Consider the following 26,717-nt stretch of genomic DNA (forward strand, 5'->3'; position numbering starts at 1 on the left):
ATGCTGAAAAGGTATTAAATGATGAGGAGGCAGATGATGAAAAAACAGATGATTGCTTTATCCGTAGCAGGCGCTTTAGCATTTAGTGGAACAGCTTTTACAGCACCATCAGCACAGGCGGTCGGTGAAGGACCGGGCTATGGTGGAAATGAAACGATTAACACATCTATTCTTCATACGTACTCCGAAATGACTGAATTCCTGAAGACACAGGACGCCAAGCAGGCTGATCTCGAAGTGGAAGTAATCGGTCAGTCCGTTAAAGGCAGGGATCTTTACGTAGCAAAATACATAAAAAATCCGGAAAACCCGACCATTCTTTTCCTGACTCAGCAGCACGGTAATGAGCAGCTGACAACAGAAGGAGCGCTTGAATTCATCAAACATATGGGAACCGGTAAAATGAAAGGCGTGCTGGATGGCGTTAACATTCTGATCGTTCCAATGTTAAATCCGGATGGTGCAATGGGAGACGTAGACTTTTCGCTAGATGATTACATTGCTAGCGGCGATCGTAACCTGACACGCTATAATGCACTTGAGGTAGATTTAAACCGAGATCACGTAGATAAAATCCAGCCGGAAACAAAAGCGCTTCACGAGAATGTCATGCAGAAATATAATATAGACTATATGATTGACCTTCATCACCAGGGTGCACAGAGTGAGCGGGATGGAAAGCTTGTTTCAGGTTCAATTCTTTATCCAACGACACCAAATGTGGATGAAGATGTTTTGCTGAAATCAAAGCAGCTTGGCGCAGTTGTGTTTGACGCTGTTGACTCCACTGGCTGGGGGCATCTCGGCAAATACAATGGAGGATCAGCTGAGACGATCAGCCGAAACGGCATTGCTGTAGAATATGGTATTTCTACGCTGTTGTTTGAAATGAGAGGCATGTCTGATCATTTCTATGATTCCTATGTATTAGGACAGAAGAGTAACGGTTATCTCATAAAACAAACGGTAACAACACTGGATGCAACGGTTCGGGCGATTTCAGATGGATCGATTGCTGATGCAGACATCTCATTCTGGGACACGTTGGCTACGCAGACAACAAGACCTTATGAAAGTGAATAATTGAGAGAAACACCGCTGACTGAGTCGGCGGTGTTTTTAAATGTGAAAAGCTGTTAATCGAGTTTGTCAGGTTATCCATGGAATTCGTGAGGTTAGACAGTGAGAATGTGAGTTCGTGGGAGGAATTCGTGAGTTTCTAACCGGAGTTCGTGAGGTTAAAAAATAATTTGCAAGGTTAGTGTAAAAAGTCCTGGATTAAATTTTGCATTTTCCGTGTTTAATAAACTGTAAAATCCCTTCTATATAAAAAACCTTTTGTTAAACTCTTACTCCTCTTTTACTTCAATAAATTGTATAATAAAAGAAAAAAGGAGTGGATTCGTATGAACCGTTTTGCACGTCCTCCTTGTTAATCGAATGCCCGTGAACCACCACCCGTGCTCTCTTGATTGATTTCTAAAAAAGAGAGAGGTGGAGGAACGGTGGAATTAAAACGAAATATTTGGTTGTTATATGGCATCAGCTTCTTTTTTGCGCTGATCCCGGCTTATGTAATTGAGCGTCTTTTCTGGGAAATGCGCGGGATGAGTGTGCTGGATGTTGTGCTGACAGAGATTATTTTTGGTGCGGTAATGCTGACGTTAGAGGTGCCGGCTGGGCTTGTGGCTGACCGGATTGGGAAAAAGCCGGTCATAATGGCAGGCATTTTTCTTGAAGGTATCATGTTTGTCATCCTGCTGTCAGCGGACTCGTTTTGGCAGTTTGGTGTGGCGATCGCCTTTTCGGCTGCTGGAGGTGCTTTATTGAGTGGTGCTGAAAATGCATTACTGTACGATTCTCTTGCTTCAATCAGACAGGAGCATCGATTCGACTGGCATTTAGGAAGGATGCAGGCAGTGAGGATTGTGTCGCTCATGATTGCCGCTTTGTCAGGAAGCTTGCTGGCGGAGCAGTATTCTTTTGAGTTAAACTATCTGATTTCCATATTGAGTATTAGTATCGCTTTTATCATGTCATTATTTTTAACTGATCGAAGTGTGCCGGAGCATGAAGAGCCCGTTTCGATCATGGAGCAGGTCCGTGAGTCTGTAATGTTTTTCAGGCAGCATCCAGCCTTGGTTTATTTGCTGATCCTTGGAATCATGACGGGTCTTGCAGCAGGGTTCACGGAAGAGTTTTGGCAACTGTACTTAAGAGACGCAGGAATCGGGCTGTCATTTTTCGGGTTGTTTTATGGCGCAGTGCTGCTTGTTCAGATTCCGGGAGGGCTTCTGGCTTTCCGTTTGCGACAGCGCTTTGGCCGTGAGAATCTGCTTCACTTTATTGTATTGACTGGCGCTTTAGCACTTATGTTTTCTGCTTTTTTCGTCAATTGGGCGGGTGCTGCAGGATTGATTGTTCTTCTTCTTGCTTCAGGCATGACGGAACCGTTAGTACTCGGTGCCCTGCATGAAAAGGCAGATGACAGGATGAGAGCCACGCTCGAGTCCTTTCAATCACTGGCGTTTAATGCAGTGCTTGTGGGAGTTGGTGTTGGCTTTGGATATGTATCCTCCGCCTATTCATTAACAGCTGGTTTTGCGCTGCTCGGTATCATGTGCCTTGCACCATTCATCTATAAAATCATGAAAAAAGAGCCTGCATAATTGCGGGCTCTTTTCGTTCGTATAAAAGCAGGAAAAGAATTCTGCTCTTCCGGCTCACTTGTATAAGTATTATTTGTTATCCGATTTCTTATTTCCTTTTGCGTGCTTCCCCTGGCGTCCGTATTCCTTGTTCGTTTCTTTATTGCGTTCTTCTCCGCTTTTTCCACGATTGCTGTCGCTCATGGTGCTCACCTCCAAAGAAAGTCATTTAGTAAACGTTTACATTTATGTGTGTACCCGCCATTTTCATTTCGAAACAATGTTTACCTAAAATTGATGAACTGATTATAATGGCCTGTGCTAAAATGATAAAAAAGACATAGAGCGGTGAGATCGTATGGTGACTGAAAAACTAAAAGAGGACGTTGTGCTTTCCAGGGAAAAAGTTGGTCATGCTCAGAAGTTCATTTTGAAAAAGTACCCTGATGCCACGTCCAAGAAGCGGGCAGCGATTTTGGCAGACACCTTACATAAAATGATCGAGCGTTCTCTTCCGAATGGAGAGGAAGAGCGGAAGAAAGCAGCAAGGCAAAGGCTGTTCGAGCATTTGCTGTCTTCAGGGAATATGATCATTACACGGTTGGATCTTGCTGAAGAAGGGGCAGCATATGCAGACCCCGAAGAAATGATGAGCTGGAGTACGGGCTTTTTATCCGAGGATGAGGCGAAAAAGCTGATGGACGTATTTTACCCTCCTGTTAACGTGACCGGGAACGAAATGAAACCAATGAACAGGAAGAGGCTCATACCGGCTCTGTCGGGAATATTGATCTCAGGATTGGCGGTCGTGCTTATTCTGACTGTTGACTGGCCGGACAAGACTGAACCTGAACGTATACTGGCGGAGGCCGTTCCTCCACCTGTTCAGAATGTAGAAGTTTACAAAGGACCTGTTAATGAGCTTCCGGAACATCTGAAATTTACGTTTGTTGAAAAGGAAGCTGTGCAGGTCTGGCTGGGTGAAAGGGGCTCGATTTTAGCGGACGACCGGAATGTGGATGCGATTTTTCAGGCTGCTCATGACTTTAATATTCACCCTCTGCTGCTTTTTGCGATTACAGGTCAGGAGCAGGCATTTGTTCCAAGAACGCATGAAAATGCAGAGGAAATTTCCAATAATCCTTTTAATGTGTTTCATAGCTGGCAGGATTTTAATACGAACATTGAAGAATCATCTGAAATTGCGGCGAGAACGGTCGTCAACCTGAGTGACGGCCGTCCGCCAGAGGCGAATCCGATCCAGTGGATCAACCGGAAATACGCAGAAGATCCGAACTGGTGGCAGGGTGTAGAGGCCATTTTTGAACAGATGGAGAGGGAGATTGTGGCGAAACCGTCTTGATCTGAAGGTGGTTTGAGTAAATGGGGTGGGTTATTCTGATCTTTTGGTGCTTGTCCAGCCTGGAAACCTGGATTGAGGGAATCTTCTCGGGTAGTGATGGAATTCAGGTGTTGAAGTGATGGAATCTGTTTGCTGAATGAAGGGAATAAGCCGGACTGAAGCCATAGTGAGGGAATACATTTTTTAAACGACTGAATTATTTTCCAGAAAGAAGGCATTATAAACTCAATAGAAGGAATAAGTGACAGTTGTGAAGGAATCCATAAAGGCCCACGCTTATAGACCCGTTTCAGAATTAAAAAAGTCCTTGAAGTTCAACATTCATCTCAAATAACTTTTCAATAAAAACAGCTGAGACACATAAATGGTCTCAGCTGTTTCCGTTCATTTTAGTTATCTGTAGTTGGTGCTCCGCCTTTTCCACGCGTCAACACTTTTAGTCCCTGTCCCATATCAGAGGCAAGTACGTAGTTGCGGTCAACGAAGACGCCCCATACGTCTGCCTGGTCAGGTTTATACTGACCAATTTGTTTTGGCTCAGAAGGATTTGAGATGTCTACCATATAGACACCACCTGCATAGTGGCTCAGGTAAAGGGTGTTACCGTGAACTTTTGGATCATGAACAGTATTTCCGAATGTCACGCCGTCTTCAACATTATCTGTCAGGTCGGTTTTAAATTCGCTTAACAGTTTTGGATTTGTTTTATCTTTGATATCAAAAATTCGCGTATAGCCGTATGACTCTTCATAGCCCGGTTTCGTCGGGTTATACACTTCACGTGTCTCAATCAGAATGTTACCGCCTTTGGCAAGTGTTGCGGAATGGGCAGAACCCTGCTGTTCAGATGCAAAGTCAGTGCGGCCAAGGTATTTCGGGTTTTCAGGATCTTTTACGTCAAAGATGATTGTGCCAAGGTCCCACATAGAAACAAATGCGTAATCGCCGTTATCATCTGTTACGACAGAGTGGTTAAATACTGGGCGTGTTTTGCCGTCCGGAGAAGCCCAGTTGTATCCATCAAAGTCCTCGGATACTTCAGGAAGGGTTCTTGGATCGAATTGCCATACTGTTTCAGGGTTTTTAGGGTCTGTGACATCAACGATTTGGAAGTCACGCTGTTCGCCGTGGCTGTAGTAATCAGCGTATGGATTGGCAGTGTAAACGTAAGCTTTTCCGTTTTTCGCAGATAGGTAAAGTTCGTGAGTACCTGCAGTGCGGTCATACACTTCCCAGAACCCGAGTTTTTCAGGATTAGTCGGATCCGTTACATCATAAAGCAGGAAGCCGCCTGATGTATCTTCACGGGTGCGGTTACGCTGCTGCACACTGACAACGGCAAGATCTCCCTTGAATTCAGGTGTGTTTACACTCTTTACAATGACTTTTTCCTGCCATGTTCCAGGAACATCATCATGAGCAAATACTGCGACTTCTTCAGGGTTATTTGGATCCTGAAGGTCGAATACGCGGACCCCGCCATTACCTCCATTAGCCGTGTGTGTACCGACGTAGGCATACCCTTTATGCGCGTAGACGTCTGCTGTATTATTCTGTACCCCATTCAGTTCTTTGATCTGTTTAGCTGCTGACTCAGTAAGAGTAGATACATTTTTTGATCCTTCTAAATAGGCATCACTCAGGTTTTTAATTTCATCATTTGAGAATACACCGCGTTCTCCTTTTACAGCCCCACTGTCATCAAGTGAGTCGTGAGCAAGTGCTGGAGAAATTGCGCCAAATGCGAGTGCACCGGCGATAGAAGTCGTAAATAAAGCTTTTTTGAATTTCATATGAACCCTCCTGTATGTATGTTGTATAGAACATAATAACAAATATAGAAAAATTTAAATATTACAATATTATTATATGTTTATGACAAACCGGCCGATTTGTTTCTATACAATTCGAGTAAGAGGAATATGTTTTGGGGGTCGAAAGAATTCTTTATAGATAAATTTTCTTTCAGTTATAATAAATAAAAATGTTAACGAGGTGATTCAAGTGAAAAATACTCCTGAAGAATCGTTCGATCAGCTTGCTCAGGCCTACGATCAGGAGGTGGACCATGCGAGCCCGTTTAATACCCATTATGAAAGACCCGCCATGATGAAAGAGCTGCCGGATGATTTAACCGGACTCAGTGTCTTAGATGCAGGATGTTCGGCGGGCTGGTATGCAGAGCAGCTTGTTGAACGGGGAGCTGAAGTTACGGGAATTGATGTTAGCAGTGAAATGGTAAAGGCTGCTAAAAATCGTTTGAAGGACCATGCATCTTTTCTTCAGCATGATCTGACACAGCCGTTGCCGTTTGAAGATGAATCTTATGATGTCGTGATCAGTTCATTGACACTTCATTATCTTGAAGACTGGAATCGTATAATGGGTGAAGTAAGAAGGGTGTTGAAGCCTGGCGGAACGTTTTTATTTTCTACCCACCATCCATTTATGGATTTCATTCAAATGAATGAAGAAAACTATTTTAAAAAGAAATTACTCCATGACGAGTGGACAAAAGGTGGGAAAACGGTTGAGGTGTCTTTTTACAGAAGGTCTTTGCAGGAAATCGTTCAGCAGACAATCAGGTATTTTGATCTGCTGGATCTGATTGAGCCTCAGCCATTAAAAGAAATGGAGCAGATAAAGGCTGATCGATATGAATATTTAACAAAAAATCCTCATTTTCTCATGATAAAAGCAGGAAAAAGATGAATAAATCCTTAATAATAGGTATAAAGAGTAAATGAAGGCAAAAGGGGAGTCACAGATGAATGTTCTGTCGAGAAATCACATAACGGTTAGAGGGAAGGGAACGCAGCCTCTGGTTTTTGCACATGGGTTTGGCAGCAGTCAAGAGGCGTGGAGTCAGGTCAGCCCTGCATTTGAAAACGACTATAAGGTTATTTTATTTGATTATGTCGGATCTGGACGATCTGATAAAAAAGCGTATTCTGAAGAACGATATCAAAGCTTAAATGGTTATGCCGATGACCTGATTGAAGTGTGTGAGTCGTTAAATTTATCTGATGTTACTGTGATCGGCCATTCCGTCAGTGGGATGATCAGTACACTTGCTTCGTTAAAGAGACCGGATCTTTTTAAGCAGCTGTTTATGATTGCCCCATCTCCGCGTTATTTAAATGAACCGGGTTACCACGGAGGGTTTACCAGGGATGAGATTTCAGGCTTACTGGATATGATGGAGAAAAACTTTAAGGAATGGGCAAAATATCTGGCGCCGGTTGCTGCGAAAAATGCAAACCGTCCTCATTTGGCGGAAAACTTTGAACATCAGCTATTATCGAACGATCAAAAAATTGCCCGGCAATTTGCTGAAGCAACATTTTTAGTGGATATGAGGGACGTGTTAAAGGATGTAACACTTCCTGTCACCATTCTCCAGCCGAGTGATGACACGATTGTTCCTCATGAAGTTGCGGTGTTTCTTGATCAGCAGTTTCAGGACAGCCGACTCATTATTTTAAAGGCGACTGGACACAATCCGCATATCAGTCACCCGGAAGAAGTGGTAAAATATATTCATCAAACAATGATATAAGTTGGGGGGGATTGCATGGATAGCCAGCTGTATCATGCACCATGTGCTTTTGCTATTCTGGAATTGGACGGAAGGATCATAGAAGCGAATAAAATGCTGGGAGAATTTACGGGACAAGCAACGGATGGTCTTGCTCAAAAACACATGAGTTCATTGCTGACACTGCCTTCCCGCCTATATTTTCAAACCTATTTTATGCCTGTCCTGTCGTCTCAGGGAAGAGTAGAGGAGATGTACTTGACACTGAAAACAGATGGTGAGCCACTGCCGGTTCTGATTAATGCACAGCAACGCGACGGGCAGATTGAATGTGTGCTCGTTAAAATGAAAACCCGTGACGACTTTGAAAATGAACTGATCCGTTCGAAGCGTAATGTGGAAAAAGTACTTGAAAATACGGATCAGGCATATTCAGAACTGCAAAATCTCATTAATGAACTCGAAGGAAAACGGGAAGAAATTACAGCTGCCAACGCTCGACTCGAAAATCTGGCTATGATTGATCCGTTAACGAATTTAAAAAACAGACGCTTTTTTGAAGATGCTGTTCAATCATTTATTCAGTGGGCTGATACAAAAAGGTTCGAATTCACTTTTGTGATATTAGATATTGATCATTTTAAACGGGTTAATGATCAATATGGACATCCTGTAGGCGATCAGGTGCTGCAGGAGCTTTCATGGAAGCTTGAGCAGGAAATCCGTGAAGGAGATGTACTTGCACGCTTAGGCGGCGAGGAGTTTGTAATTCTACTAGCCAATGTCGGATCAGACAAGGCGCAGAAGGTTGCAGAAAGAATCCGTGCCAATGTGGAGTCTCACATGTGGTCGCACACACCTGTCACGATCAGTATTGGCATCACGGACTATCAGGAAGGTGATCAGCGTAAGGACCTATTTTTACGTGCTGACCAGGCATTGTATCATTCTAAACAAAATGGACGAAATCAGGTCACCGTCATCCCGGGCAAGCAGTAAATCTGCTTGCTTTCTTTTTGTTACTAAAATATAATTAGTTACATAAAGTAACTAGAAGGAGGGCTTGACATGATGTTTCATGATCGACCGGCTGTCTATGTGGGTGAGGTTGTTTTGCTTGTAACAAATCTGGATCAGTCACTGGCATTTTATCAGAACGTCATCGGTTTTCGTCTTCTCAATCGGCAGGGTTCGCAGGTGACATTAACAGCAAATGGTGAAACGCCGCTGCTTACATTGATTCAGCCTGATGGCGTGCTGCCAAAACAATCGAAGAAAACCGGTTTATATCATTTTGCTATTTTACTTCCATCGAGAGCTGATCTGGCAGCCATCATCGAACATCTTGCTGAACATCAGATAAGACTTGGTGCCTCCGATCACCTGGTCAGTGAAGCACTGTATTTTTCAGACCCGGATGGTAACGGTATTGAGATCTACCGCGACCGCGAGCCTGGTGAATGGAGCTGGAATCGCGATCAGGTTCGTATGACAGTGGATCCGCTGGATTTTGAAGACGTGCTTGAGACGGAACATCAAAAATGGACCGGCTTACCTGTCGAAACCAAAATGGGCCATATTCATCTTCACGTATCGTCTATTTCAGATGCAGAGGAATTTTATACACAACTTCTTGGGTTCGAACCTGTATCCCGATATGGCAGTCAGGCATTGTTCCTGTCGACTGAAAAATACCATCATCATATAGCAGTTAATACATGGAATGGCACCGGAATTCCTGCACCTGATCACAACACTGCGGGCCTGGCTCATTACACGCTTGTCTATCCTGATTCAGAGCAGCTTCTGGCAGCAGTACATAAGACGGGTGCTGTTGAGAAAGAAAAAGGGTACTACGTGAAGGATCCGTCCGGGAACGGGATTATAATGATTACGAAATGAATCGGGCTGAGGCTGCACTCGTGATGAGTAGCCTTGGCTTTTTATTTAGGTTGGAGAGTCAGGTAGAGGACCTGCATCACCCCATACCTGATTGGACGCGGATCGGTTGCGGGAGTAGGAAAGGGGAGGCTTCGCGGGATTCCATCACTGCCGGGACTTATTCGGTCTTTTGAGAAATTTATTCCTTCTTTCTGGAATTTAATCCCTTCTTTCTGCGAAATGATTCTATCACTAGTACTCCCCGGTCTTATAATCCCTTCATAGCAGCTTGCGATTCCTTCATTTAGTGAGTGGATTCAGTCATTTCAAAAATTAATTCCATTAATCTCAGCAGCTCTATTTAGAAAGTAAATTAAAATCATGTAAAATATATGTACCAATTGCAATTTGGAGGGTTAACCATGACGATTTACTGGAATCAGTTTGATGTTAAAGACCGGAGCTATTATATTGCTGTTTCTGCCGAGGGGGTTTGTTATTTTGGAACTCAATCGGAGGGTTTTGACGGATTGGCGGCCTGGATAAGGAAAGTTTACAAAACGTCAACCCTTGAGTATAGCGCAGAAAGAACGGCTCCTTATATAAGTGAGTTAACGGATTATTTTAATGGTGTTAAACAAACGTTTAATATGAAAGTAGATGTGAAAGGTACACCGTTTCAGGAGGAAGTCTGGCAGGCGTTGCGTGATATACCTTTTGGTGAAACAAGAAGTTATGCTGATATTGCCGAAGCCATCGGAAGACCAAAGGCGGTCCGTGCAGTGGGAGGAGCAGTTGGTGCAAATCCGGTGCTCGTGACAATCCCGTGTCACAGAGTGATTGCCAAGGATGGTTCGATTGGCGGTTTCAGCTCAGGGCTTGATTTGAAAAGAGTGCTGATGAAGATCGAGGGCATCCGGCTGGTGAAAAATGCCTGACATAAAGGAGCTGTTTCTAGCGCATGGTAAATGGGAGAGCTGTTCTCAGCACTCAATACGGTCCGTTCATTGGACAAGGGGGAACCATCATGACCAACCATGAAAAATGCAGAAGTAAGCAGCAACGAGCGAAAGTGAACCGTATGGAAGAGATGGTACAAAATACGATTGATAACGCCCGCGATGCCGAATTCGCCCTCGAGCATGCTGATTCAAAACAGCAGGCTGACCAGATCAAAGTCAAAAATGAACACCGTAAAGAAAGTGTAAAAGCAGCGAAACAAGAAATTCAGGATGAGCGCGAACGCTTCTAATGGATTTCTGTGAAAAATGCGCCTGAGTGATCAGGCGTGTTTTTTTTGAGAAGATGGCGTTTGTGGTTCGCAGAATGATGCGTGTAGTTCACAAGATGTTAGCGTAGGTTCGCAAAATTTTGCTAATGGTTCGTAAGATAGTAAGAGAGGTTCACAAGATTCGGACGTTGTTTCGGAGGATAGGGACTTAAGACCCTACTACCTAATCAAAAGAAAACGCATCCGCCATAAGCGGACACGTTTCTTAAAACATTATTTATTCTTGGCAGCCTTCAAAATGATGCTAAGGATGAAAACAAAGATAACAGCACCAATTAACGCGGGAATAACATGAATGCCTGCAAGAGAAGGTCCAAAATCACTAAATGATCCAAGCAGTTCCCCTGCAATCCAGGCCCCGACAATTCCTGCTACGATATTGCCAATACAGCCCATTGGCACGTCTTTTCCTAAAATTAGTCCTGCAAGCCAGCCGATGAATCCACCGACGATTAAATATAAAATAAGTCCCATAAAGCCGAACTCCTTTCTCACTCATGATGTTCAGACTTTACCCTTCTTTACATAAGAATATGCGAACAAACATGAACAGATACTTATTCTTTCACCGGCAAATAAATTTCAACTATCTCGTCATCTCCAACGGGGTGATAACATTCGATGATCCAGTCATCATCTCGGCTCAGTTCCCGGGATTTCAGCCACTGTACCAGCTCCTGATGAAGGCTTGAGATGGACGCGATGGGTCCGGCTGTTTTACCGTAGAGCCCGTTTACAGTCAGAAACTCCATATCATCCGGCAATTTTTCCGGCTTATCTTCTACGAGAACGCCAACAAAATATGTACCCTTTTCCTTTCCCTCTTCAGCAGGTTCGAAAAATGCAGCTTCAGCTGTCATTTTTGCAGGGATTTCATCCAGCCTGCTCATAAAATTTTGTGCGTTCAAAGGTACTTTTTCTGCAAGTGAATCAAAAGGATCTTCATGCATGACGCCAACAAATAAAAATTCCATTTGAACTTTTTCACTCATTAGAGAATCACTCCTTTTAATATGCAATATTCTGCGCGAATGAAAAAAATCCTTTAATTGTTGTATTATGGTACGATGGTGAAAAGAGATAGGGGAGGGGATGAAGTGAAAGAGTTGGCTAAGCATCAATTCCAACTTTGTGAGCCGCTGCTTCGGAAGCAGGGGTCTATTGAAGTAAGGGCGGTTATTGAGGGCATCAATGAAGGAAGAGTGTTTGTTGATCAACTGGATTCCCCTTCTTCCGCGGTGGTATGGTTAGGAAACCTTGATGGTTTTTATGTCATTGGGGATGAGAAAAATGAGATGTTTAATAGAAAGCTGAAGGATTTCATGGACCTGGTCGCAGGGCCGGATGCGTTGGCCCAGGGCATTGGAATCGCAGAAATTCTTTCTTATCATCCCGGCTGGAATGATGTGCTTGATGAAATCTTTTCAGAGCGTAAAAGTGAGACGTGGGAACAGGCTGTTTATATTTATAATAAAAAGAAAAAACCGAAAAAAGCATTGCTTCCACCTGGCTATGAAGTGAAATACATGCAGGAAGCGATTCACGTTGCAGACTATACAAGCAGACGGCTGATTCATAATAAAATCAAAGAATTCTGGTCTTCAAAAGAGAGCTTTTTTGAAAAAGGAATCGGATTTTGTGTGATGAAGGGACAGCAGGTTACGTCTGTATGTATGACGGGATATCGAGCAGGAAATATTCATGCGATCGAAATTGAAACATTTATGACGTTTGAACAAAAGGGGCTCGCCACAGCGGCGGCAACGGCTTTTGTTGAAGAATGCATCGCTGAAAAAATGATGCCGTACTGGGATTGCCAGGTTGAAAATCTGCCTTCGGTTAAAACAGCTGAGCGAACAGGTTTTATTCCCGTTTTTACATATCGTGGGATTGAATTTGAATTCAATCCGCAACGTTCCTTTAAAGTAAATGTGAATCGCTAGCATGAAAACGGAAACCTCCAAAAAGCGGGGTTTCCGTTGTTTTTGATTTACCAGTATGGGTATCCACCGTACCCGTATCCATATCCGTAAGGAGGGAACAAAGTCGTGGCCAACAGTCCGCCTGCAAGTCCTCCCAGGAATGGAACGCCCCAGTACGGACGAGGTCGGTAATATGGACGCCAATAAGGTGGCCGGTTGTAGTAAGGGCGTCTAATAGCGTCTTGATCGAATGAGCGGGAGTAATCAACGGGATAGCTGTAAAACGAATCATGCTGATTCATAAATCATCCTCCTCGAATGGAATTCTCTATATCATACGCACAGGTTTGATAAGGGGATGGGTGATTGTCATATGCATATTAAAATAAAGTGGTTTAAGAGGTACATAATTATGAGGAATCTTTATTTAATCAGACATTGCCAGGCAGTAGGGCAGGAACCTGAAGCCGAATTAACGGCAAAAGGAAAGGTTCAGGCAAAACAGCTTGCAGACTTTTTTGAACAGATTGAACTGGAGCGTGTGATTTCAAGTCCGTTTGTCAGAGCAGTAGAGACGGCTCAGCCAATTGCACAGTTGAAAAAGCTGGATGTCGAGCAGGATATCAGGCTGTCAGAGAGAGTGCTTAGTAAGGTGGATTTGCCGGACTGGCTGGATCGACTGAAAGAGTCATTTGCAGATCCAGATCTCAAAATGCCTGGCGGTGAGTCAGCGTCAGAAGCGATGAGTCGTGGCTGGGAAGTGGTTTGTGAATTAACAGAGGCAAGAGGGGAAGCAGCCCTTGTGACGCACGGTAATCTTCTGTCACTTATGCTTAAACAAATAGACCCTCAGACAGGTTTTGAGGAATGGAGAGCTTTAACAAACCCGGATGTATATAAAGTGTCATATCAAAACGATAGCTGGACTTTTTCACGCGTCTGGACAGAATAAGCGGCTGCTGAATATCTCAGCAGCCGCTTTCATGTCTGTATTATGAAGACGTGTAAATAATGCTTAATCCAATGGTTGAGGTGATCAGGAAGCTTGCATAGCCTATCCACTGCATCCATTTGGATGCACCGCTCTTTTGAATATAGGCGCGAGTAACGTCCGTGGCCAGCCAGAAGAAAAATAAAAATGAAAGAGCAAATATTCTTGGTTTTGGTGTTTCATTTAGTATATAGGTATAGCCGAGGACGCCTGCCACGACAAGTGCCGCCTGGATCATGATCAGTTTTCGGTTCATTTTCATGGTGCGCATCCCTTTCTTTTTCACTCAGTGCCGAAGTTGTTTTCGTACACCGCTGTACTATTATACTGACACTCTGTCAGGTTATCAATGTGAAAGGCGAACTAAATCGGCTTTCAGGAATCACTGGTGATCATAAAAAGTGAAGAATCCACTTTTGAGTGTGTTATTATTTTACAATATAACGTTGAAAAATTGAATGTTTTTGGGGGAATAAAAATGGGCGAATTACCGGGAGAATTAAAGGGGTTTATGGGTCAGCTGCTGGATCAACTGACACATGAGCTGACGGGTTACATAGAATCGGTTTATGTATATGGTTCAATAGCTACAGGCAGCTATGTCAAGAACTGCAGTGATATTGATATGGTGTTTGTTGTAAATGATCGTATATCAGTGGATCAGGTGCGTAATGCGCTAAGTCCGAGCCTTAATCTGAAATTTGGAAAGCAGCTTGACGCTATGTTTATCAGGAAAGAGGATCTCGGAAAAATGAATCATGAACTGGCTCCCTATCCGTATATACATAATGGAAGAGTGAAGGAGGGACATTGGGATATCAATGCCATTACATGGTGGATGCTAGCTCATCAGGCAATCTGTATGTTTGGCAGTCCTCAGCAAATGAATATCACCTGGGAAGACGTTGAGAATACATTACGCTACAATCTGGAACATTACTGGACAGGTAAAAGTAAGACGATTTTTTCTTTTATTCGGGACAGCGATTTTGCTTTTGCGATGGCGACCGTATCGCGAATCGGTTATACATTTGAGACAGGAGAGATTGTGTCAAAAAGAGGTGCGTTAATATGGATGAAAGAACGTTCGGATGTTCAATGGGTGCGTTTGCTGAAAGAAGCTGAATCTATTTTAAATAAAAGAAGATCCGGTTACTTCAGCAAAATCTACAGAGCTTACCAGTGTAAAAAGTTTGTGAAGGAAATCATTCATTACGATTGGAGGAAAAAAGATGATCAATATTCAAATATTTCGTGATATAGAATCTTTTAGAGAAGAAGCAGTTCCTTTTTTGTTAAAACAGGAAGCTGAAAACAATCTGATTCTAGGACTGACAATGGCACTTAAAATGGAATCAAAGCCGTACCTCATGGCAAAGATTCAGAAGGACGGGAAACCGGCAATGTTTATGCTGCAGACGATTCCTTCCCAGGCGATCCTGTCACTGCATACAGGACTTGATCAAAACGATCTGAATCAGATTGCGGACTGGCTTTTTGACAACAAGGTACCTGGTCTTGTCGGTGAAAAAGAAACGGTACTGACAATTGCCGACTACATAAAAAATAGAGGAACGGCGTATGACATTAAAATGGATCAGCGCATTTACAAGCTGACTGATGTTGTGGATCCGAAAAGTGTATCTGGTGAGCTTGAGCAGGTGGAAATGGTAGATTCAGAGCTCGTTGTTGATTATTTAACCGATTTTCACAGCCATGTTCCTGAGCCTGCATCCGCTGAAGAAATCCGGCTGGCTGCTTTACGTATGATTAATGAGGGGCGTCTGTACGGCTGGCGGGATCAGGAAAAACTCGTTTCCGTTGCGGTGATCTCAAGGCCAACTGTTCACAATGCAAACATTGCATTTGTCTACACGCCGCCTGAACTCAGAGGGCGCGGCTATGCCTCCAACTGTGTAGCGGAGCTCTCTAAAAAAGCGTTGGAGCAATACGATACACTATCGCTCTATACAGACATGGCTAACCCGACATCTAATAAAATTTATATGGACATCGGTTATGAGCCGGTATGCGATTCAGTGATGGTGTGGTTTCGGTAAGGAAATGAACAATAGAATTTCAGACAAACAATAAACAATCCCTTAAAGCAGTTGTATAGGTAAGTTTACGTAAGAGGTGTATAATAGACTCCGTGCTTCGTGAATCGAATGATTGAAAGGCAGGATGAAAATGAACACCCTTACCGGTTCAAAAAGGACCCGCCTTGCGCTGCTTCTGGGCTCGCTCGGTGCGATGGGTCCGTTAACGATTGATATGTATCTACCTTCCTTTCCGACGATTGCATCTGAACTTGGTACCTCTGCTTCGTCTGTTCAACTCAGTCTGACAGCCTGTCTGCTTGGACTCGGAATTGGACAGTTGATCATGGGGCCAATGAGTGATGTACATGGAAGGAAGCGTCCCTTAGTCATTGCTTTGATTGCTTATGCAATTGCTTCTTTTGCAATTGCGTTTTCACCCAATATTTATTTCCTGATTGGTGCCCGTTTTCTCCAGGGATTTGCTGCGTCAGCCGGGATTGTCATTTCACGGGCCATTGTCCGTGACTCATACAGCGGCAGGGAACTGACCAAATTTTTTGCATTGCTCATGCTGGTCAGTAATCTGGCGCCGATCCTTGCACCAATTGCAGGAAGTACGGTGCTGCTATTCACAAACTGGAACGGTATTTTTGTCGTTTTAAGTATCATCGGCATACTGTTATTCTTTTTAATTACTTCAAGGCTGGAAGAAACTCTGCCGGAAGAGCGACGTGTTCCGAGTAATATCGGACAGACGCTGAAAAACTTTCAGTCTCTTGTGGCGGATCGACAGTTCCTTGGCTACGCATTGGCTCAAGGATTTATGATCGCAGGTGTATTCGCTTATGTGTCAGGAACACCTTTCGTTTATCAGAATATTTATGGTGTATCACCGCAGGTATTCAGCTACTTATTTGGATTAAACGGAATCGGACTGATTATCGGAACGCAGTCAGTCGGACGTCTGTCACATAAGGTATCTGAACGTCAGTTTCTGCTCTATGGCTTAAGTCAGGCAGTTACTGCAGGTGCTGTTCTGACCGTTGCGGTTCTTGTAAATGGTCCGTTTATCGCGATTGCCATTCCGCTATTTTTCTTCGTCATGTCAATCGGGATGGTGGCTACCGCTTCATTCTCCCTTGCGATGCAAACGCAGGGGCATATTGCAGGAAGTGCATCTGCATTTCTCGGAATGCTGCCGCTCGTCCTTGGCTCTCTGACAGCGCCGCTTGTCGGGATTGCAGGGGAAGATACAGCCGTACCAATGGGGCTGATCATTTTCACAGCCAGCCTGTTAGCGCTCGGTGCTTACTTTGGACTGGCAAGACGTGCTGAAAAGAAGACGGATGAATTGGTTTAAAGATGGGGTTGTATGATGACTTTATTAGTTGTCACAAACCGTCTTTAAAAGAATTCTTGGGTACGTTACAAGTTAAACACGCCAAAAACCCCCTGAACTAAATAATCAGGGGGTTTTTAGCAATTCGCATATCTCATGCACATTGCCAAAGGGGTCTACAAAAGCGGCATACTTACTGAAGTTGTTTTGGTTTGGCTTTGTATGTAAAAAGGTGATGTCTTTCTCAAGCATTTCGTGCATCTTTTGATCAATGTTGTCTACTTCAAAAACAAAAACAGTGCGAGCCTCATTTGAATAATCTCCGGGTGAAGTATCTTTTTCAGCCAGGTAGCAGTGAACCTCCGTACCGAAGGCATTAAAGGCCAGATGGTAGTCATCTTGTTCAAGCAGTTTCCAATCCAGGAGATCCCGGTAAAATGAGATCGTCTTTTCAAAGTCAGTGACGAAGATGGTCAGCATTTTAAGCTTCATGTTGTTGAGCTCCTTTCCTATGCTCGTATCTACTATTTACAAAAGCGATCATCGCAAAGAAAAATAGCGTTGAATTGATCCAGAGAACAAAACCTATGTACTCATTATCAAAGAAAGTATGATTAATAAGAAAAACAAAGTGCATCGCGGCAGTTATGCTGAAGATTAAAGTTGAATACTTCACAAAAACACCTCCGTTACGTAGATATTCTATCACAACACTCATTGTATAAAGATAAACGAATCCAAAGATGGATGTATCTGTTAATATTAAATCATCTATTTAGAGGGAATGGGGACAAATATGAGGAAAATGCTGCTGTTTTTATTTGAAGGGTATTGTGAATTTGAAGTGACTGTTGCGATTTCTATGATCCGGAATGAGGTGGAGGTCGTAACCGTTGCTTCTGACCGTTTACCTATCCGGTCAGAAGCAGGTCTTGTCACGATACCGGATTTAAGCTTAAATGAAGTCGCTCACAGGGAGTATGAGGGGATCATCATTCCTGGTGGCGATTTAAAACCTGTTGTGGATATGCAGTCAATCTATGACCTCACGGCTGATCTTTACACAAATAATAAAATTGTCGCCTCCATTTGCAGCGGTGTTTATATCCCGGCAAAGGCCGGCGTATTAAAAGGACAGACCTACACCGTTACTTTATCAGGAGAACAGCGGGATTTCCTTGGTAGCTTTGAGGAAACCGGCTTTGTATATGAACCGGTTGTTCAAACGGGGAACCTCCTGACCGCGCAGGGACATGCCTACGCTGAATTCGCTGTTACACTTGCTGAGATGTTGGGAGTCTCTAGTGAAAACAAAGCCGCATTTTACTCAGGCAAGAGGAATGTGATGATGGAGACAAATTAGATTCTTGCAGACTATCCAAGTAATAATGTTAAGGTAACAGCCAAACCGTTAAAGCTGGCGTGAACAATCATACTACTGATAATGGATCCGGTACGTTCGTATACCCATGCAAAGATGATTCCGCTGATAAAGTTGATCGGAAGTGTGTTATAGGTAGGGATATGGACCAGTGTGAAAATGGCTGCACTGATGATCAGAGAAGGGTAAAGTGTCAACCGCTGCCTTAGCCAGGTATAAATAAATCCTCTGTAAAAGAGCTCTTCATAAATCGGAGAGAGGATCGCGGCTGATAGAAAAGCCAGAACAAACATCGTGATTCCTTCGTTTTGAAGGCTCTCTGTTTTCGTGTTTGAGCTTCCGATTCCTGTTAGCTCCAATAGAACCACGTAAAGGATTCCTAAGAAAATATTAATCAGTGTCCATTTAAAAACGAACAACCATTGGCTTGTGTGCATTTTCTTCAAGCCGAGGCTGGCCCATTGAAGAGATTGTTTTTTTATAACACCAAAGATTAGAAAAAAGATGATTAAGCAGGTAAGAATCAATCCCATTAACAGCCCGTGAGACAGATCGTGGTCAACGAACTTTCTCAATGTGTCTGCTGCGTATGTATCAACAAAGAACGGGATGAAGATCAGTGCCAGTATGAGAGCATAGGTAAAGGATGAAGCCGTCATTTTCTGTTCCATGAATGTACCCCCAAAGTTAAGATACCTTCACTATAGAAGATAACGTTACGTCACCTGCAAGAAATAATTTCAAGGATAGGGGAAAAAGATGAAAACGACAGGAGAAGTTTCCAAACTGTTTGATCTGACTGTCCGAACACTTCGCTATTACGATCAGATCGGACTGGTTAAGCCGACATCTACAGATCAAGGGGGGAGAAGGCTTTATGACGATAAGGTTTTGATTGAATTGCAAAAAATATTATTGTTGAAAAGAATGGGGCTGCCGTTAGATCAGTTAAAAACGATCCTGCAGGAAAAGTCTATTCAATCCATTCTGGCGGCTCACATGTCGATGTTAAGAGAAGAAAATGAAGTAATGAATGATAAGATTCGTCACACTCAATCGCTTCTTCACGATTACGAGCTGACTGGGACTGTAGAGTGGCAAAAGCTTTTGAGGCTCGTCAAACAGGAAAATGAAGATCGGAAATGGGAAGATTATTTTACGCCTGAGGAATCAGAGATTCTTGAGCATACTCTTCCCAAATTGGAAAACGGAGATCCACTGACAAAAAAGTGGATTCATATGGTCAAAAGGATTAATTTATACATAGAAGCTGGAGTTGAACCTGAATCTTCGCTTGGCATTCTTCTTGCCGAGGAAGTGGAGTCTTTATCAGCAGAAACATTTGGTGATAACGAAGCTCTGGCAGAGAAATTCTGGGAAGTGAGAAAATCTGAAGAACGTTCCTCTCAAATGGGGCTTTACCCAATCTCTGCAGAAACGACCGGATTTTTGGAGAGAGCTTTTCAAGCGCTCGACCATTCATTTCCTGACAACTCTTGACCGCGTCAAAAGATCATATAATGTCTGCTTTTTTGGAGTAAATACGGCTGTTAGGATATAAGTAAACATGAGTCCATAAATGGTGATGCCAAGGATAGTATAAGAAACGGGCATTGGTGAATCACCAAGTAACACCAGGCGGTAAACGAGGAAATGCGAAAGCTCCCACGGTAGGAATTTCAAGAGGACCCTTATAAATGAGTGCAGAAAAGTGAGCGGTTGGCCATGATGGTCAACCGCTTGAATGTTTGTTTTTCTCTTTCCGAATGTCTGCCCGACAAGACGGGAGTCAGAGACAGCGAAGTATAGTGATACGGGCAAAGTGACGATCAGAAAACCGGCCAGCTGATTACGCCACGGCCCTCCGCTGAATAATGCTTCGATCTGCATAGGGAAAACAAGATACAAACAGAAGATGAGTACCAAATAAAATAGAATCAATAGATAATCCAACAAAAACGCTTTTCCTCTAGTCAGTATATTTACCGGCACATCATCACCTCATTTTTTCATGTAGTGCAGCATCGTAATCTGATTAAACTGTTCAACTTTAGTCAGCTTCAGTTCTGTAAAGGCTGTTCCATTTGGAAAAAGGGGAATCCCGCTTCCTAATACAACAGGAATGATGGCGATCTGAAATTCGTCAATTAATTGATGCTCAAGACAGTGCTTAACGAGTTCTCCGCCGCCGACAATCCAGACATCGCCGTTGTGTTTTTTCTGTAATTCCGGCAGTAATGTCTTCAATGATTCGGATGTAAAGGTGACATTCGGATCCTCTTGTTGTGTTCGGGAAAGCACATAAGAAGGACGGTCAGGATAAGGGAAATCATCTGTCATCTCCATCACTTTCCGGTAGGTGCGATTACCCATCACTACGGATGAAATACTATCATAAAACGCCTGATATCCATTGTCACCAAGACCTTCTGCTGCTTCAAGCCAGTCCAGTGAATCATCCTCCTTTGCAATCATTCCATCCAGACTTATCGCGATATATAATTTGTTTTTATGCATGATTGATCACTCCTTTTGATTTTAGTTTATACTTCAATTATGACAAAATGTGTCGTAATTGAATGGAGTTGAATGAAATGAATGAACGTCAATTGACGATGATGAGAATGCTGGATCCAGGCCGTTCCTTTACAGCCCGTGAGTTGGCAGAGAGATTTGATGTATCTGTCAGAACGGTTCAGCGTGATCTTGATAAACTGCAGGAACTTGGCTATCCACTGTACTCGGAGCCTGGCAGGTATGGTGGTTATCGTGTTTTACCAAACCGGATTATGCCCCCTCTGCAATTTAATGAAAACGAGGCGCTCGGTTTATACCTGATCATGAATACTTTTCAGCAAATACCGGACCTTCCGTTTGGTCAGATCCGTTCTTTTTTAGCAGAAAATTATTTCACTGAGCTTCCCGCATCGACACGTGAAAAGATTAGAAGAGTTGAGAAAAAGGTCGTGTTTAAAGCGTCCTCGGTAAACAGGGAAAGCAAATGGACGACAGTGATTTTGGAAGCAGCCCTTGAACAGCGAGAACTGAAGTTGACCTATGAATCAGCAAAAGGAATCTCAAAACGTTCAGTTTTTCCTATTGGTTTATATTTCGACCAGTCCTGGTATATGCCTGCTTTTTACCGGGAAAAAGTTTTGCTATTCAGAGTAGATCGCATTATCAGTGCAGAATGGGGAGAGAATCAAAAAGATGATTTGCCGACTTTGGTTGATTGGCTTACGTTTCCTGAAACACGTGAAGAGGTGAAGGTTGTATTATCTTTTACTGATGAAGGTGAGAGAAGAGCGAAAGCAGATCCTTTTTATCAGGATGTGAAGGATCGTCGATGGGAAGGGAGTGTGCCTGTGGAGGAGCTGAATTTTACGGCGGGTCATCTGATCTGTTATGGTGGGAATGTAAAAGTAGAGAAGCCACAGGAGCTTATAGATTTAGTCAAGCGGCGTTTACAGGATGCGTTGAATCAATATTAATATTGCGAGACTTTTCGATAATGAAACGTCAGATCAGGCTCTATCCTGATCCGACGTTTTTTCTTTTGTGTTTAATTCAATTTTAAGGTTGGTAACTTAACGAAGAGCTCTTTCTTACTTTACCCACTCCAATATCCCGCTCAAATCTCTATACTCAGCATCAGGCTCAAGCTGCAATTCTTCAACAGGCAGTCCATTACGGTTGATCCATGCTGTGTTGAAGCCGAAGCTTTTGGCACCTGAAATATCCCATCCGTTAGATGACATGAATAGCACCTCTTCACGCTTGACCCCGGCTTTTTGAAGAGCATGAAGATAAGCTGCAGGTGAAGGCTTATACTGTTTGATTTCATCTGCACTGATGACATCTGTAAAAAGCGGACCGAGTCCGGAATAATCAATTAATGGCTGCAGCATGTTGTCTGAGCCGTTTGAAAAAATGATCAGTTCTTTGCCCTGAAGCTTTTTTAATACATCTGACACTTCATCATAATGAGCAAGCTTACGGTACGCATTCAGCATCTGGTCAAGTGTTTCAGCTGATATGTTCTGCCCGTTTTCTTTTACGGCATAAATAAGCGAGTCACGCGTAACATGGTCAAAGGGCTTGTAGCGACCCATGATTTGTCTCATGAAAAAATACTCTACCTGCTTTTTACGCCAAGTCTGGCTGATCGCCTGGCCTTTTTCAGGAAAATGCTGCTCCAATTCCTCCATCACTGAATGGACATCAAATAATGTTCCGTACGCATCAAAAATAAACGCTTTAATGGCTGGTTTCATGTTCATCGCTCCTTTATCCGTGTTTTATTCCCGATTTTTTCAAAGATAACCCAATAGTCCCGAAACTTCTTTTAAATCATAACGTCTATACCTATAAGAGTACAAATGAAGGAGTCTATTATCAGCATGAGAAAACCAGTCATCATTGCCTTCGTCTTGTTTTTTGGATTAGCAGGAATCATTTTGGCATCAAACACCTTTGAAAAAACTAATACAGCCGTGATCCAGTATTGGGAAGCAGATCAGCAGTCTTACGGGGAAGAGCTGTCGCTCGAAAATCAAGAGGACATTGAAGAACTGACGGCCATTTTAAATAACGCAGATCATCGAAGCAGACAATCTGAAATGGCTACATTCGCTGACGTGAAGGTGACCTTTACATATGAAAATGGCGATCAGGAAAGTGTTTATTTATGGGAAGAAAGCGGACGCTTTACACGATTCACAAGCTCTGAACGAAACGGAACGTATACAATAAATGGCTCCAAAGCAAAAGACACATTAAGTGAGATTCTGCGTTAAAGGAGGAATCGGCATGTCTGTTAGGAAGCGTGGAATGGCAAGTATCTGGTTGGGAATTTTGTCGGGGTTACTGGCTTTAAAGGGATATCTGGTTATGCAGACGCTTAAAACAGTAGACGGAGCAGGGATTGGTATTACCTTTTTAGGATTTGAAGTGAACGATCGTGTTCTCACATCCGAGATCATGAGTTATGCTTATGGTTTCTGGATTGTGAGCGGAGCCGTTCTGCTGGTTGCCATGATCCTTGCGGGAAGCATCAAACCGCAAAAGCTTAAAGGAATAAAAACGCCAGAGTCTGTTTGATTTCATTTTGTTTTTTTTCCCTATTTTCCATTTGAAGTAACGATCTTGGAAATTAACAACAAGAGTGCCGGGAACATCCGAAGACTCCTGCGGCAGAGAAGCGACAGGTGAGACAACGTAGCGCGAAGCGCAAGTTGGCTCACCGCGCGGCCGCGGAAAGCGTAGGATGTTCCCGGCACGGTTTATGTCCAAACCATGAATTAATCAAAAACGCCGGAGTTCCGTTCAACTCCGGCGTTTCTTCATTTATCCTTCATTTTCATATACGAAGCAGCAATTGCAGCCATTATATCTCCGACAAATGTGAATAAAACTGCCAATTCATAACCCCCATTTTAAAATGATTTAAACCGGTTCTTCATCATCTTTTGATTTACTGGCGTATTGCCAGAGAAAATACACGATCCATGCGCCGATCACTGGAGACATCGCTAATAAGCTCCGGTTTTCGGGCAGAATATACAGCAGAATAATACTTAATATAAACGTCGGGAGTACGAGCATTAGATATTTCACTTTGGGATCCATCATCATGTTTCCTCCTCTTATATAAATTATTATAACATTTTGACAATGAGTTTGCGAACGTTGAAAAGTAAGCGTTTTCACGGAAAGTAATCTGTTATGAAAAAATTCACACATAATTACCACAAAATACATATTGATATGTTCGGATTAGATTATAATGGTAAATAGAGGTGGTTTAATGTTTGATATGATAAAGCTTTTACATATTATCGGGGGATTTCTTGCGCTGTTTACGTTTCTGATTCCTGTTGTGACGCGTAAAGGTGGGAAGGTACATCGTCTCGCAGGCTGGGTCTATACAGCCGGAATGGGGATTGTAGCTATAAGTGCTTTCTATATGGGCGCTGCGAGGTTAGTGGATCCTGAGAGCTCACCGGAATTGATCTCATTTTCTGTTTTTCTATTATTTATTGCTGTGCTGAGCAGCTCAACAGCCTGGTATGGATTGCGGGTTCTCAAATTTAAAAAGAGATTGGTCGTACATCGTCATGCTGTGGACTTAGGTTTTTCTTTTGCGCTTCTTTTATCTGCAGCAGCTACTTCTATCTATGGCTTTATGATCGGTTCGTCCCTATTATCGTGGTTTCCTGTCGTCGGGATTGCATTGGCGTTTGTACAGTTGAACTACTGGCTGAGAAAACCGGATGAGCGGATGCACTGGTGGTATGAGCATCTTGGCGGGATGCTGGGCTGCTCGATCTCCACGATTACGGCTTTTACTGTGTTTGGCGCACCGCGTCTGTTAAATATTGAATCTGTCAGCCTTATGTTATGGTTTTTACCTACCATTTTGCTGACGCCTGTTATTATTGGGATGACGGTATACTATAAAAAGAAATTTTCTGCACGATCAGTATCCAGTGCAGCTTGAAATGGAGGTCTTTTAAATGGAAAAGGAAGTTGAACGTTTATTTTCAATGGCGCTTTTAGAAGAGGCGGCACAGCGATATGGGGCAACGGCTGCTGATGCGAAAAACCTGAATGGCTTTGAAAATTATGTGTATGAAGTGAAGGTGGGGGATGAAAGTAAAGTGCTCAGACTGACCCATTCCACTCACCGGACGAAAGCACAAGTGGAAAGTGAGCTTCGCTGGATTAACTATCTGCATGAACAGGGAATCAATGTCTCGCTTGTCCATCAGTCATTACATGGTCAGCTGGTTGAAGAGTTTGAGGTCGAAGGGTCCTACTTTTATGCATGCTTATTTGATAAAGCGCCTGGAAGCTCAGTCAAATTGAACAGTCCGGAGCTGGGTACACCTTTGTTCGAAAAATGGGGTGAGATTACGGCTGAACTGCATCTGGCTGCGGAGAACTTTAATACGTCAGAAATTGACCGTCCGCACTGGTATGAAGATGATCTGATTAAGCTTGAAAAGTATCTGGATGCATCAAGGGATCAAAAAATTATTGATGAAGGTCGTGAACTGGTGCAGGAGATTCTGAAGCTGCCGTCAGCACCTGACGCTTATGGACTGATTCATTCAGATATACATATAGGAAACTTCTTCTATCATGAAGGAGACATTCATTTGTTTGACTTTGATGATACGATGTATTTTCACTATGTGAGTGACATTGCGATTCCGCTGTATTATATGATTCTCTGGAAATACAATGATCTATCTTTAGATGACCGTTCAGCACATGGAAGAGCCTTTTTAAAGGACTTTTTAAGAGGCTATGAGCGAAAAAGAAAGGCTGAACCAGAATGGATTGAGCAGCTGCCGCTGTTTCTTAAAATGAGAGACTATACATTGTATGGCGTTTTTCATAAGAAAGTGGATCTTGAACATGCGGGTGAGCGTGAAAGAGCACTTGTAAGCAGTCTTCGTAACCGTCTGATGAAAAATGAGCTAATTGTGGAATTGGATTATCAGGAGATTTTATTAAATTGTAATCAGGCCCTTTAAAACAGGGTCTTTTTTATTGTGAATTAATAGCATAAATTTCTTTTAATATGTGACTATTTTCTTACATAATGTTAAAGATCATTTACATTATGCAAACGATCCTTTACATTTACAATAAGTAGAAAAAATAAAAGGAGAAGGAACATGCTGAAAAATTCTGTGAAGGAATGGCGTATGCGCAACGGATTGACTCAGCAGGAACTGGCTGATCGGATGGGGATCACAAGGCAGACGATCGGCTTGATTGAAAAAGGGGATTATGCACCTTCAGTCCTGCTGGCGCTGAGAATGGCTGCAGTAATGGGGGTTCGTGTAGAAGATTTATTCAGAGTAGAGGAGGATAAAAATGCTTAAAAGAATTTTTCAGTCACCATTATTTAATGTGATGCTCGTAGCTGGACTCGGGTTGGTCATGCTGAGTGAACAGTATAGTGATCAAATGCCTGTCTGGTTTAAAGTAGACTCCATGGTGCTTGGGGTCCCTATTCTTATTCTGCTTGGATTGATACCAATCTATAACTGGCGCAATCCGCAAAATAAAATCAAACCTCAAATTTTGCCCATGGAGTTAAGGGAAGAGGACGAGGGGATGCAATGGCTTACGTTTAAAGCAACCCGCAGCGTGTACGTGTTTTATGCACTGGCTATTCCGCCATCCATTGCGATAACTGCTTATTTTCATGAAATCATCTATATTCCAGTGCTGATTCTAATGCTGCTTGGAACTGTACAATACCTTATTTACTGGGGATTTATGAGGCGTCATATTTAGACGAAGAG

The 26,717-nt window shown here is 43.0% G+C and carries 34 protein-coding genes; 23 read left to right on the forward strand and 11 right to left on the reverse strand.

Features of this window, described 5'->3' with window-relative positions:
- Nucleotides 1-36: 36 nt before the first annotated feature.
- The 3 genes from H7968_RS11110 to H7968_RS11120 all read left to right on the forward strand — a co-directional run bounded on the left by H7968_RS11110 (nucleotide 37) and on the right by H7968_RS11120 (nucleotide 4,011).
- Complete coding sequence (locus tag H7968_RS11110) at nucleotides 37-1,083, forward strand: M14 family zinc carboxypeptidase (RefSeq protein ID WP_227396221.1); 1,047 nt, start codon at nucleotides 37-39, stop codon at nucleotides 1,081-1,083.
- Between the two features lie 422 nt (nucleotides 1,084-1,505).
- Nucleotides 1,506-2,669, forward strand: coding sequence for an MFS transporter (locus H7968_RS11115; RefSeq protein ID WP_227396222.1), 1,164 nt, complete (start codon nucleotides 1,506-1,508; stop codon nucleotides 2,667-2,669).
- 337 nt (nucleotides 2,670-3,006) lie between these two features.
- Nucleotides 3,007-4,011 carry a hypothetical protein gene (locus tag H7968_RS11120; protein ID WP_227396223.1) on the forward strand — a complete coding sequence of 335 codons (1,005 nt, stop codon included), beginning with the start codon at nucleotides 3,007-3,009 and terminating at the stop codon, nucleotides 4,009-4,011.
- 389 nt (nucleotides 4,012-4,400) lie between these two features.
- Here the strand turns inward: H7968_RS11120 and H7968_RS11125 are convergent, their stop codons facing one another.
- Nucleotides 4,401-5,804 carry an LVIVD repeat-containing protein gene (locus H7968_RS11125; RefSeq protein WP_227396224.1) on the reverse strand — a complete coding sequence of 468 codons (1,404 nt, stop codon included), beginning with the start codon at nucleotides 5,802-5,804 and terminating at the stop codon, nucleotides 4,401-4,403.
- Between the two features lie 211 nt (nucleotides 5,805-6,015).
- Between H7968_RS11125 and H7968_RS11130 the strand changes: the two genes are divergently transcribed.
- The 6 genes from H7968_RS11130 to H7968_RS11155 all read left to right on the forward strand — a co-directional run bounded on the left by H7968_RS11130 (nucleotide 6,016) and on the right by H7968_RS11155 (nucleotide 10,682).
- Nucleotides 6,016-6,723, forward strand: a complete 708-nt coding sequence (locus H7968_RS11130; protein ID WP_227396225.1) for a class I SAM-dependent methyltransferase — start codon at nucleotides 6,016-6,018, stop codon at nucleotides 6,721-6,723.
- 55 nt (nucleotides 6,724-6,778) lie between these two features.
- Entirely contained in the window at nucleotides 6,779-7,570 is a 792-nt protein-coding gene (locus tag H7968_RS11135) for an alpha/beta fold hydrolase (protein WP_227396226.1), read from the forward strand.
- Between the two features lie 15 nt (nucleotides 7,571-7,585).
- Entirely contained in the window at nucleotides 7,586-8,548 is a 963-nt protein-coding gene (locus tag H7968_RS11140) for a sensor domain-containing diguanylate cyclase (RefSeq protein WP_227396227.1), read from the forward strand.
- Between the two features lie 72 nt (nucleotides 8,549-8,620).
- Entirely contained in the window at nucleotides 8,621-9,451 is an 831-nt protein-coding gene (locus H7968_RS11145) for a VOC family protein (protein WP_319799495.1), read from the forward strand.
- Nucleotides 9,452-9,852: 401 nt separating this feature from the next.
- Entirely contained in the window at nucleotides 9,853-10,368 is a 516-nt protein-coding gene (locus H7968_RS11150) for a methylated-DNA--[protein]-cysteine S-methyltransferase (protein ID WP_227396229.1), read from the forward strand.
- An 89-nt stretch (nucleotides 10,369-10,457) separates the two neighbouring features.
- Nucleotides 10,458-10,682 carry a small acid-soluble spore protein Tlp gene (locus H7968_RS11155; protein ID WP_227396230.1) on the forward strand — a complete coding sequence of 75 codons (225 nt, stop codon included), beginning with the start codon at nucleotides 10,458-10,460 and terminating at the stop codon, nucleotides 10,680-10,682.
- Between the two features lie 252 nt (nucleotides 10,683-10,934).
- Here H7968_RS11155 and H7968_RS11160 read toward each other — a convergent pair whose 3' ends face one another.
- Together H7968_RS11160 and H7968_RS11165 are read right to left on the reverse strand one after the other, a co-directional pair.
- Nucleotides 10,935-11,195, reverse strand: a complete 261-nt coding sequence (locus H7968_RS11160) for a GlsB/YeaQ/YmgE family stress response membrane protein (RefSeq protein WP_227396231.1) — start codon at nucleotides 11,193-11,195, stop codon at nucleotides 10,935-10,937.
- A gap of 83 nt (nucleotides 11,196-11,278) precedes the next feature.
- Nucleotides 11,279-11,713 carry a GyrI-like domain-containing protein gene (locus H7968_RS11165; RefSeq protein WP_227396232.1) on the reverse strand — a complete coding sequence of 145 codons (435 nt, stop codon included), beginning with the start codon at nucleotides 11,711-11,713 and terminating at the stop codon, nucleotides 11,279-11,281.
- 105 nt (nucleotides 11,714-11,818) lie between these two features.
- On the opposite strand from H7968_RS11165, the gene H7968_RS11170 reads away from it, so the two are divergent.
- Nucleotides 11,819-12,664, forward strand: a complete 846-nt coding sequence (locus H7968_RS11170; protein WP_227396233.1) for a GNAT family N-acetyltransferase — start codon at nucleotides 11,819-11,821, stop codon at nucleotides 12,662-12,664.
- A 47-nt stretch (nucleotides 12,665-12,711) separates the two neighbouring features.
- Here H7968_RS11170 and H7968_RS11175 read toward each other — a convergent pair whose 3' ends face one another.
- Nucleotides 12,712-12,945, reverse strand: a complete 234-nt coding sequence (locus tag H7968_RS11175; RefSeq protein WP_134373388.1) for a hypothetical protein — start codon at nucleotides 12,943-12,945, stop codon at nucleotides 12,712-12,714.
- 110 nt (nucleotides 12,946-13,055) lie between these two features.
- Here H7968_RS11175 and H7968_RS11180 point away from each other — a divergent pair, with 110 nt between their 5' ends.
- Nucleotides 13,056-13,595 carry a histidine phosphatase family protein gene (locus tag H7968_RS11180; RefSeq protein ID WP_227396234.1) on the forward strand — a complete coding sequence of 180 codons (540 nt, stop codon included), beginning with the start codon at nucleotides 13,056-13,058 and terminating at the stop codon, nucleotides 13,593-13,595.
- Nucleotides 13,596-13,635: 40 nt separating this feature from the next.
- Here the strand turns inward: H7968_RS11180 and H7968_RS11185 are convergent, their stop codons facing one another.
- Nucleotides 13,636-13,896: a hypothetical protein gene (locus H7968_RS11185; RefSeq protein ID WP_227396235.1), complete on the reverse strand. Its 261-nt coding sequence runs from the start codon at nucleotides 13,894-13,896 to the stop codon at nucleotides 13,636-13,638.
- A gap of 216 nt (nucleotides 13,897-14,112) precedes the next feature.
- Between H7968_RS11185 and H7968_RS11190 the strand changes: the two genes are divergently transcribed.
- The 3 genes from H7968_RS11190 (at nucleotide 14,113) to H7968_RS11200 (ending at nucleotide 17,036) form a co-directional block, all read left to right on the forward strand.
- Nucleotides 14,113-14,892, forward strand: coding sequence for a nucleotidyltransferase domain-containing protein (locus H7968_RS11190; protein WP_227396236.1), 780 nt, complete (start codon nucleotides 14,113-14,115; stop codon nucleotides 14,890-14,892).
- On the forward strand, nucleotides 14,867-15,694 hold the full coding sequence (locus H7968_RS11195; RefSeq protein ID WP_227396237.1) for a GNAT family N-acetyltransferase: 828 nt from the start codon (nucleotides 14,867-14,869) through the stop codon (nucleotides 15,692-15,694). Before H7968_RS11190 ends, H7968_RS11195 begins: the two co-directional genes overlap by 26 nt.
- Nucleotides 15,695-15,824: 130 nt before the next feature.
- On the forward strand, nucleotides 15,825-17,036 hold the full coding sequence (locus H7968_RS11200) for a Bcr/CflA family multidrug efflux MFS transporter (RefSeq protein ID WP_227396238.1): 1,212 nt from the start codon (nucleotides 15,825-15,827) through the stop codon (nucleotides 17,034-17,036).
- A gap of 105 nt (nucleotides 17,037-17,141) precedes the next feature.
- On the opposite strand, the gene H7968_RS11205 is transcribed toward H7968_RS11200, so the two are convergent.
- Nucleotides 17,142-17,507, reverse strand: coding sequence for a VOC family protein (locus tag H7968_RS11205; protein WP_227396239.1), 366 nt, complete (start codon nucleotides 17,505-17,507; stop codon nucleotides 17,142-17,144).
- A gap of 304 nt (nucleotides 17,508-17,811) precedes the next feature.
- On the opposite strand from H7968_RS11205, the gene H7968_RS11210 reads away from it, so the two are divergent.
- Nucleotides 17,812-18,378 carry a DJ-1/PfpI family protein gene (locus H7968_RS11210; RefSeq protein ID WP_227396240.1) on the forward strand — a complete coding sequence of 189 codons (567 nt, stop codon included), beginning with the start codon at nucleotides 17,812-17,814 and terminating at the stop codon, nucleotides 18,376-18,378.
- 11 nt (nucleotides 18,379-18,389) lie between these two features.
- Here H7968_RS11210 and H7968_RS11215 read toward each other — a convergent pair whose 3' ends face one another.
- Nucleotides 18,390-19,067, reverse strand: a complete 678-nt coding sequence (locus H7968_RS11215) for a CPBP family intramembrane glutamic endopeptidase (RefSeq protein WP_227396241.1) — start codon at nucleotides 19,065-19,067, stop codon at nucleotides 18,390-18,392.
- 88 nt (nucleotides 19,068-19,155) lie between these two features.
- Between H7968_RS11215 and H7968_RS11220 the strand changes: the two genes are divergently transcribed.
- A complete protein-coding gene (locus H7968_RS11220; protein ID WP_227396242.1) occupies nucleotides 19,156-19,896 on the forward strand; it encodes a MerR family transcriptional regulator in 741 nt (246 codons plus the stop codon).
- On the opposite strand, the gene H7968_RS11225 is transcribed toward H7968_RS11220, so the two are convergent.
- Nucleotides 19,876-20,388 (reverse strand): RDD family protein, encoded by a 513-nt coding sequence (locus H7968_RS11225; protein ID WP_227396243.1) that lies wholly within the window; start codon nucleotides 20,386-20,388, stop codon nucleotides 19,876-19,878. The genes H7968_RS11220 and H7968_RS11225 overlap by 21 nt on opposite strands.
- Nucleotides 20,389-20,397: 9 nt before the next feature.
- A complete protein-coding gene (locus H7968_RS11230; protein ID WP_227396244.1) occupies nucleotides 20,398-20,913 on the reverse strand; it encodes a dihydrofolate reductase family protein in 516 nt (171 codons plus the stop codon).
- 77 nt (nucleotides 20,914-20,990) lie between these two features.
- On the opposite strand from H7968_RS11230, the gene H7968_RS11235 reads away from it, so the two are divergent.
- On the forward strand, nucleotides 20,991-21,887 hold the full coding sequence (locus H7968_RS11235) for a helix-turn-helix transcriptional regulator (protein ID WP_227396245.1): 897 nt from the start codon (nucleotides 20,991-20,993) through the stop codon (nucleotides 21,885-21,887).
- Nucleotides 21,888-22,001: 114 nt separating this feature from the next.
- Here H7968_RS11235 and H7968_RS11240 read toward each other — a convergent pair whose 3' ends face one another.
- Entirely contained in the window at nucleotides 22,002-22,670 is a 669-nt protein-coding gene (locus H7968_RS11240; RefSeq protein ID WP_227396246.1) for a haloacid dehalogenase type II, read from the reverse strand.
- Between the two features lie 126 nt (nucleotides 22,671-22,796).
- Here H7968_RS11240 and H7968_RS11245 point away from each other — a divergent pair, with 126 nt between their 5' ends.
- Nucleotides 22,797-23,192 carry a hypothetical protein gene (locus H7968_RS11245; protein ID WP_227396247.1) on the forward strand — a complete coding sequence of 132 codons (396 nt, stop codon included), beginning with the start codon at nucleotides 22,797-22,799 and terminating at the stop codon, nucleotides 23,190-23,192.
- A 13-nt stretch (nucleotides 23,193-23,205) separates the two neighbouring features.
- Complete coding sequence (locus H7968_RS11250) at nucleotides 23,206-23,496, forward strand: hypothetical protein (RefSeq protein ID WP_227396248.1); 291 nt, start codon at nucleotides 23,206-23,208, stop codon at nucleotides 23,494-23,496.
- Between the two features lie 345 nt (nucleotides 23,497-23,841).
- Here the strand turns inward: H7968_RS11250 and H7968_RS11255 are convergent, their stop codons facing one another.
- Entirely contained in the window at nucleotides 23,842-24,027 is a 186-nt protein-coding gene (locus H7968_RS11255) for a hypothetical protein (protein ID WP_227396249.1), read from the reverse strand.
- 175 nt (nucleotides 24,028-24,202) lie between these two features.
- On the opposite strand from H7968_RS11255, the gene H7968_RS11260 reads away from it, so the two are divergent.
- The 4 genes from H7968_RS11260 to H7968_RS11275 all read left to right on the forward strand — a co-directional run bounded on the left by H7968_RS11260 (nucleotide 24,203) and on the right by H7968_RS11275 (nucleotide 26,709).
- On the forward strand, nucleotides 24,203-24,895 hold the full coding sequence (locus H7968_RS11260; protein ID WP_227396250.1) for a DUF2306 domain-containing protein: 693 nt from the start codon (nucleotides 24,203-24,205) through the stop codon (nucleotides 24,893-24,895).
- A gap of 16 nt (nucleotides 24,896-24,911) precedes the next feature.
- Nucleotides 24,912-25,937, forward strand: a complete 1,026-nt coding sequence (locus H7968_RS11265; RefSeq protein WP_227396251.1) for a phosphotransferase enzyme family protein — start codon at nucleotides 24,912-24,914, stop codon at nucleotides 25,935-25,937.
- Nucleotides 25,938-26,081: 144 nt separating this feature from the next.
- Nucleotides 26,082-26,291: a helix-turn-helix transcriptional regulator gene (locus H7968_RS11270; RefSeq protein ID WP_227396252.1), complete on the forward strand. Its 210-nt coding sequence runs from the start codon at nucleotides 26,082-26,084 to the stop codon at nucleotides 26,289-26,291.
- Nucleotides 26,284-26,709 carry a hypothetical protein gene (locus H7968_RS11275; RefSeq protein WP_227396253.1) on the forward strand — a complete coding sequence of 142 codons (426 nt, stop codon included), beginning with the start codon at nucleotides 26,284-26,286 and terminating at the stop codon, nucleotides 26,707-26,709. The genes H7968_RS11270 and H7968_RS11275 overlap by 8 nt, the downstream gene beginning before the upstream one ends.
- Nucleotides 26,710-26,717 lie beyond the last annotated feature (8 nt).

This window comes from Jeotgalibacillus aurantiacus, assembly GCF_020595125.1.
Classification (GTDB): Bacteria; Bacillota; Bacilli; order Bacillales; family Jeotgalibacillaceae; genus Jeotgalibacillus; species Jeotgalibacillus aurantiacus.

Coding starts and splice junctions, on each gene's coding strand:
- H7968_RS11110 (WP_227396221.1), top strand. CDS start 37: ATGAAAAAACAGATGATTGCTTTATCCGTAGCAGGCGCTTTAGCATTT.
- H7968_RS11120 (WP_227396223.1), top strand. CDS start 3,007: ATGGTGACTGAAAAACTAAAAGAGGACGTTGTGCTTTCCAGGGAAAAA.
- H7968_RS11125 (WP_227396224.1), bottom strand. CDS start 5,804: ATGAAATTCAAAAAAGCTTTATTTACGACTTCTATCGCCGGTGCACTC.
- H7968_RS11135 (WP_227396226.1), top strand. CDS start 6,779: ATGAATGTTCTGTCGAGAAATCACATAACGGTTAGAGGGAAGGGAACG.
- H7968_RS11140 (WP_227396227.1), top strand. CDS start 7,586: ATGGATAGCCAGCTGTATCATGCACCATGTGCTTTTGCTATTCTGGAA.
- H7968_RS11145 (WP_319799495.1), top strand. CDS start 8,621: ATGTTTCATGATCGACCGGCTGTCTATGTGGGTGAGGTTGTTTTGCTT.
- H7968_RS11150 (WP_227396229.1), top strand. CDS start 9,853: ATGACGATTTACTGGAATCAGTTTGATGTTAAAGACCGGAGCTATTAT.
- H7968_RS11155 (WP_227396230.1), top strand. CDS start 10,458: ATGACCAACCATGAAAAATGCAGAAGTAAGCAGCAACGAGCGAAAGTG.
- H7968_RS11160 (WP_227396231.1), bottom strand. CDS start 11,195: ATGGGACTTATTTTATATTTAATCGTCGGTGGATTCATCGGCTGGCTT.
- H7968_RS11165 (WP_227396232.1), bottom strand. CDS start 11,713: ATGAGTGAAAAAGTTCAAATGGAATTTTTATTTGTTGGCGTCATGCAT.
- H7968_RS11175 (WP_134373388.1), bottom strand. CDS start 12,945: ATGAATCAGCATGATTCGTTTTACAGCTATCCCGTTGATTACTCCCGC.
- H7968_RS11180 (WP_227396234.1), top strand. CDS start 13,056: ATGAGGAATCTTTATTTAATCAGACATTGCCAGGCAGTAGGGCAGGAA.
- H7968_RS11185 (WP_227396235.1), bottom strand. CDS start 13,896: ATGAAAATGAACCGAAAACTGATCATGATCCAGGCGGCACTTGTCGTG.
- H7968_RS11190 (WP_227396236.1), top strand. CDS start 14,113: ATGGGCGAATTACCGGGAGAATTAAAGGGGTTTATGGGTCAGCTGCTG.
- H7968_RS11195 (WP_227396237.1), top strand. CDS start 14,867: ATGATCAATATTCAAATATTTCGTGATATAGAATCTTTTAGAGAAGAA.
- H7968_RS11200 (WP_227396238.1), top strand. CDS start 15,825: ATGAACACCCTTACCGGTTCAAAAAGGACCCGCCTTGCGCTGCTTCTG.
- H7968_RS11205 (WP_227396239.1), bottom strand. CDS start 17,507: ATGAAGCTTAAAATGCTGACCATCTTCGTCACTGACTTTGAAAAGACG.
- H7968_RS11210 (WP_227396240.1), top strand. CDS start 17,812: ATGAGGAAAATGCTGCTGTTTTTATTTGAAGGGTATTGTGAATTTGAA.
- H7968_RS11215 (WP_227396241.1), bottom strand. CDS start 19,067: ATGGAACAGAAAATGACGGCTTCATCCTTTACCTATGCTCTCATACTG.
- H7968_RS11220 (WP_227396242.1), top strand. CDS start 19,156: ATGAAAACGACAGGAGAAGTTTCCAAACTGTTTGATCTGACTGTCCGA.
- H7968_RS11230 (WP_227396244.1), bottom strand. CDS start 20,913: ATGCATAAAAACAAATTATATATCGCGATAAGTCTGGATGGAATGATT.
- H7968_RS11235 (WP_227396245.1), top strand. CDS start 20,991: ATGAATGAACGTCAATTGACGATGATGAGAATGCTGGATCCAGGCCGT.
- H7968_RS11240 (WP_227396246.1), bottom strand. CDS start 22,670: ATGAAACCAGCCATTAAAGCGTTTATTTTTGATGCGTACGGAACATTA.
- H7968_RS11245 (WP_227396247.1), top strand. CDS start 22,797: ATGAGAAAACCAGTCATCATTGCCTTCGTCTTGTTTTTTGGATTAGCA.
- H7968_RS11250 (WP_227396248.1), top strand. CDS start 23,206: ATGTCTGTTAGGAAGCGTGGAATGGCAAGTATCTGGTTGGGAATTTTG.
- H7968_RS11255 (WP_227396249.1), bottom strand. CDS start 24,027: ATGATGGATCCCAAAGTGAAATATCTAATGCTCGTACTCCCGACGTTT.
- H7968_RS11260 (WP_227396250.1), top strand. CDS start 24,203: ATGTTTGATATGATAAAGCTTTTACATATTATCGGGGGATTTCTTGCG.
- H7968_RS11265 (WP_227396251.1), top strand. CDS start 24,912: ATGGAAAAGGAAGTTGAACGTTTATTTTCAATGGCGCTTTTAGAAGAG.
- H7968_RS11270 (WP_227396252.1), top strand. CDS start 26,082: ATGCTGAAAAATTCTGTGAAGGAATGGCGTATGCGCAACGGATTGACT.
- H7968_RS11275 (WP_227396253.1), top strand. CDS start 26,284: ATGCTTAAAAGAATTTTTCAGTCACCATTATTTAATGTGATGCTCGTA.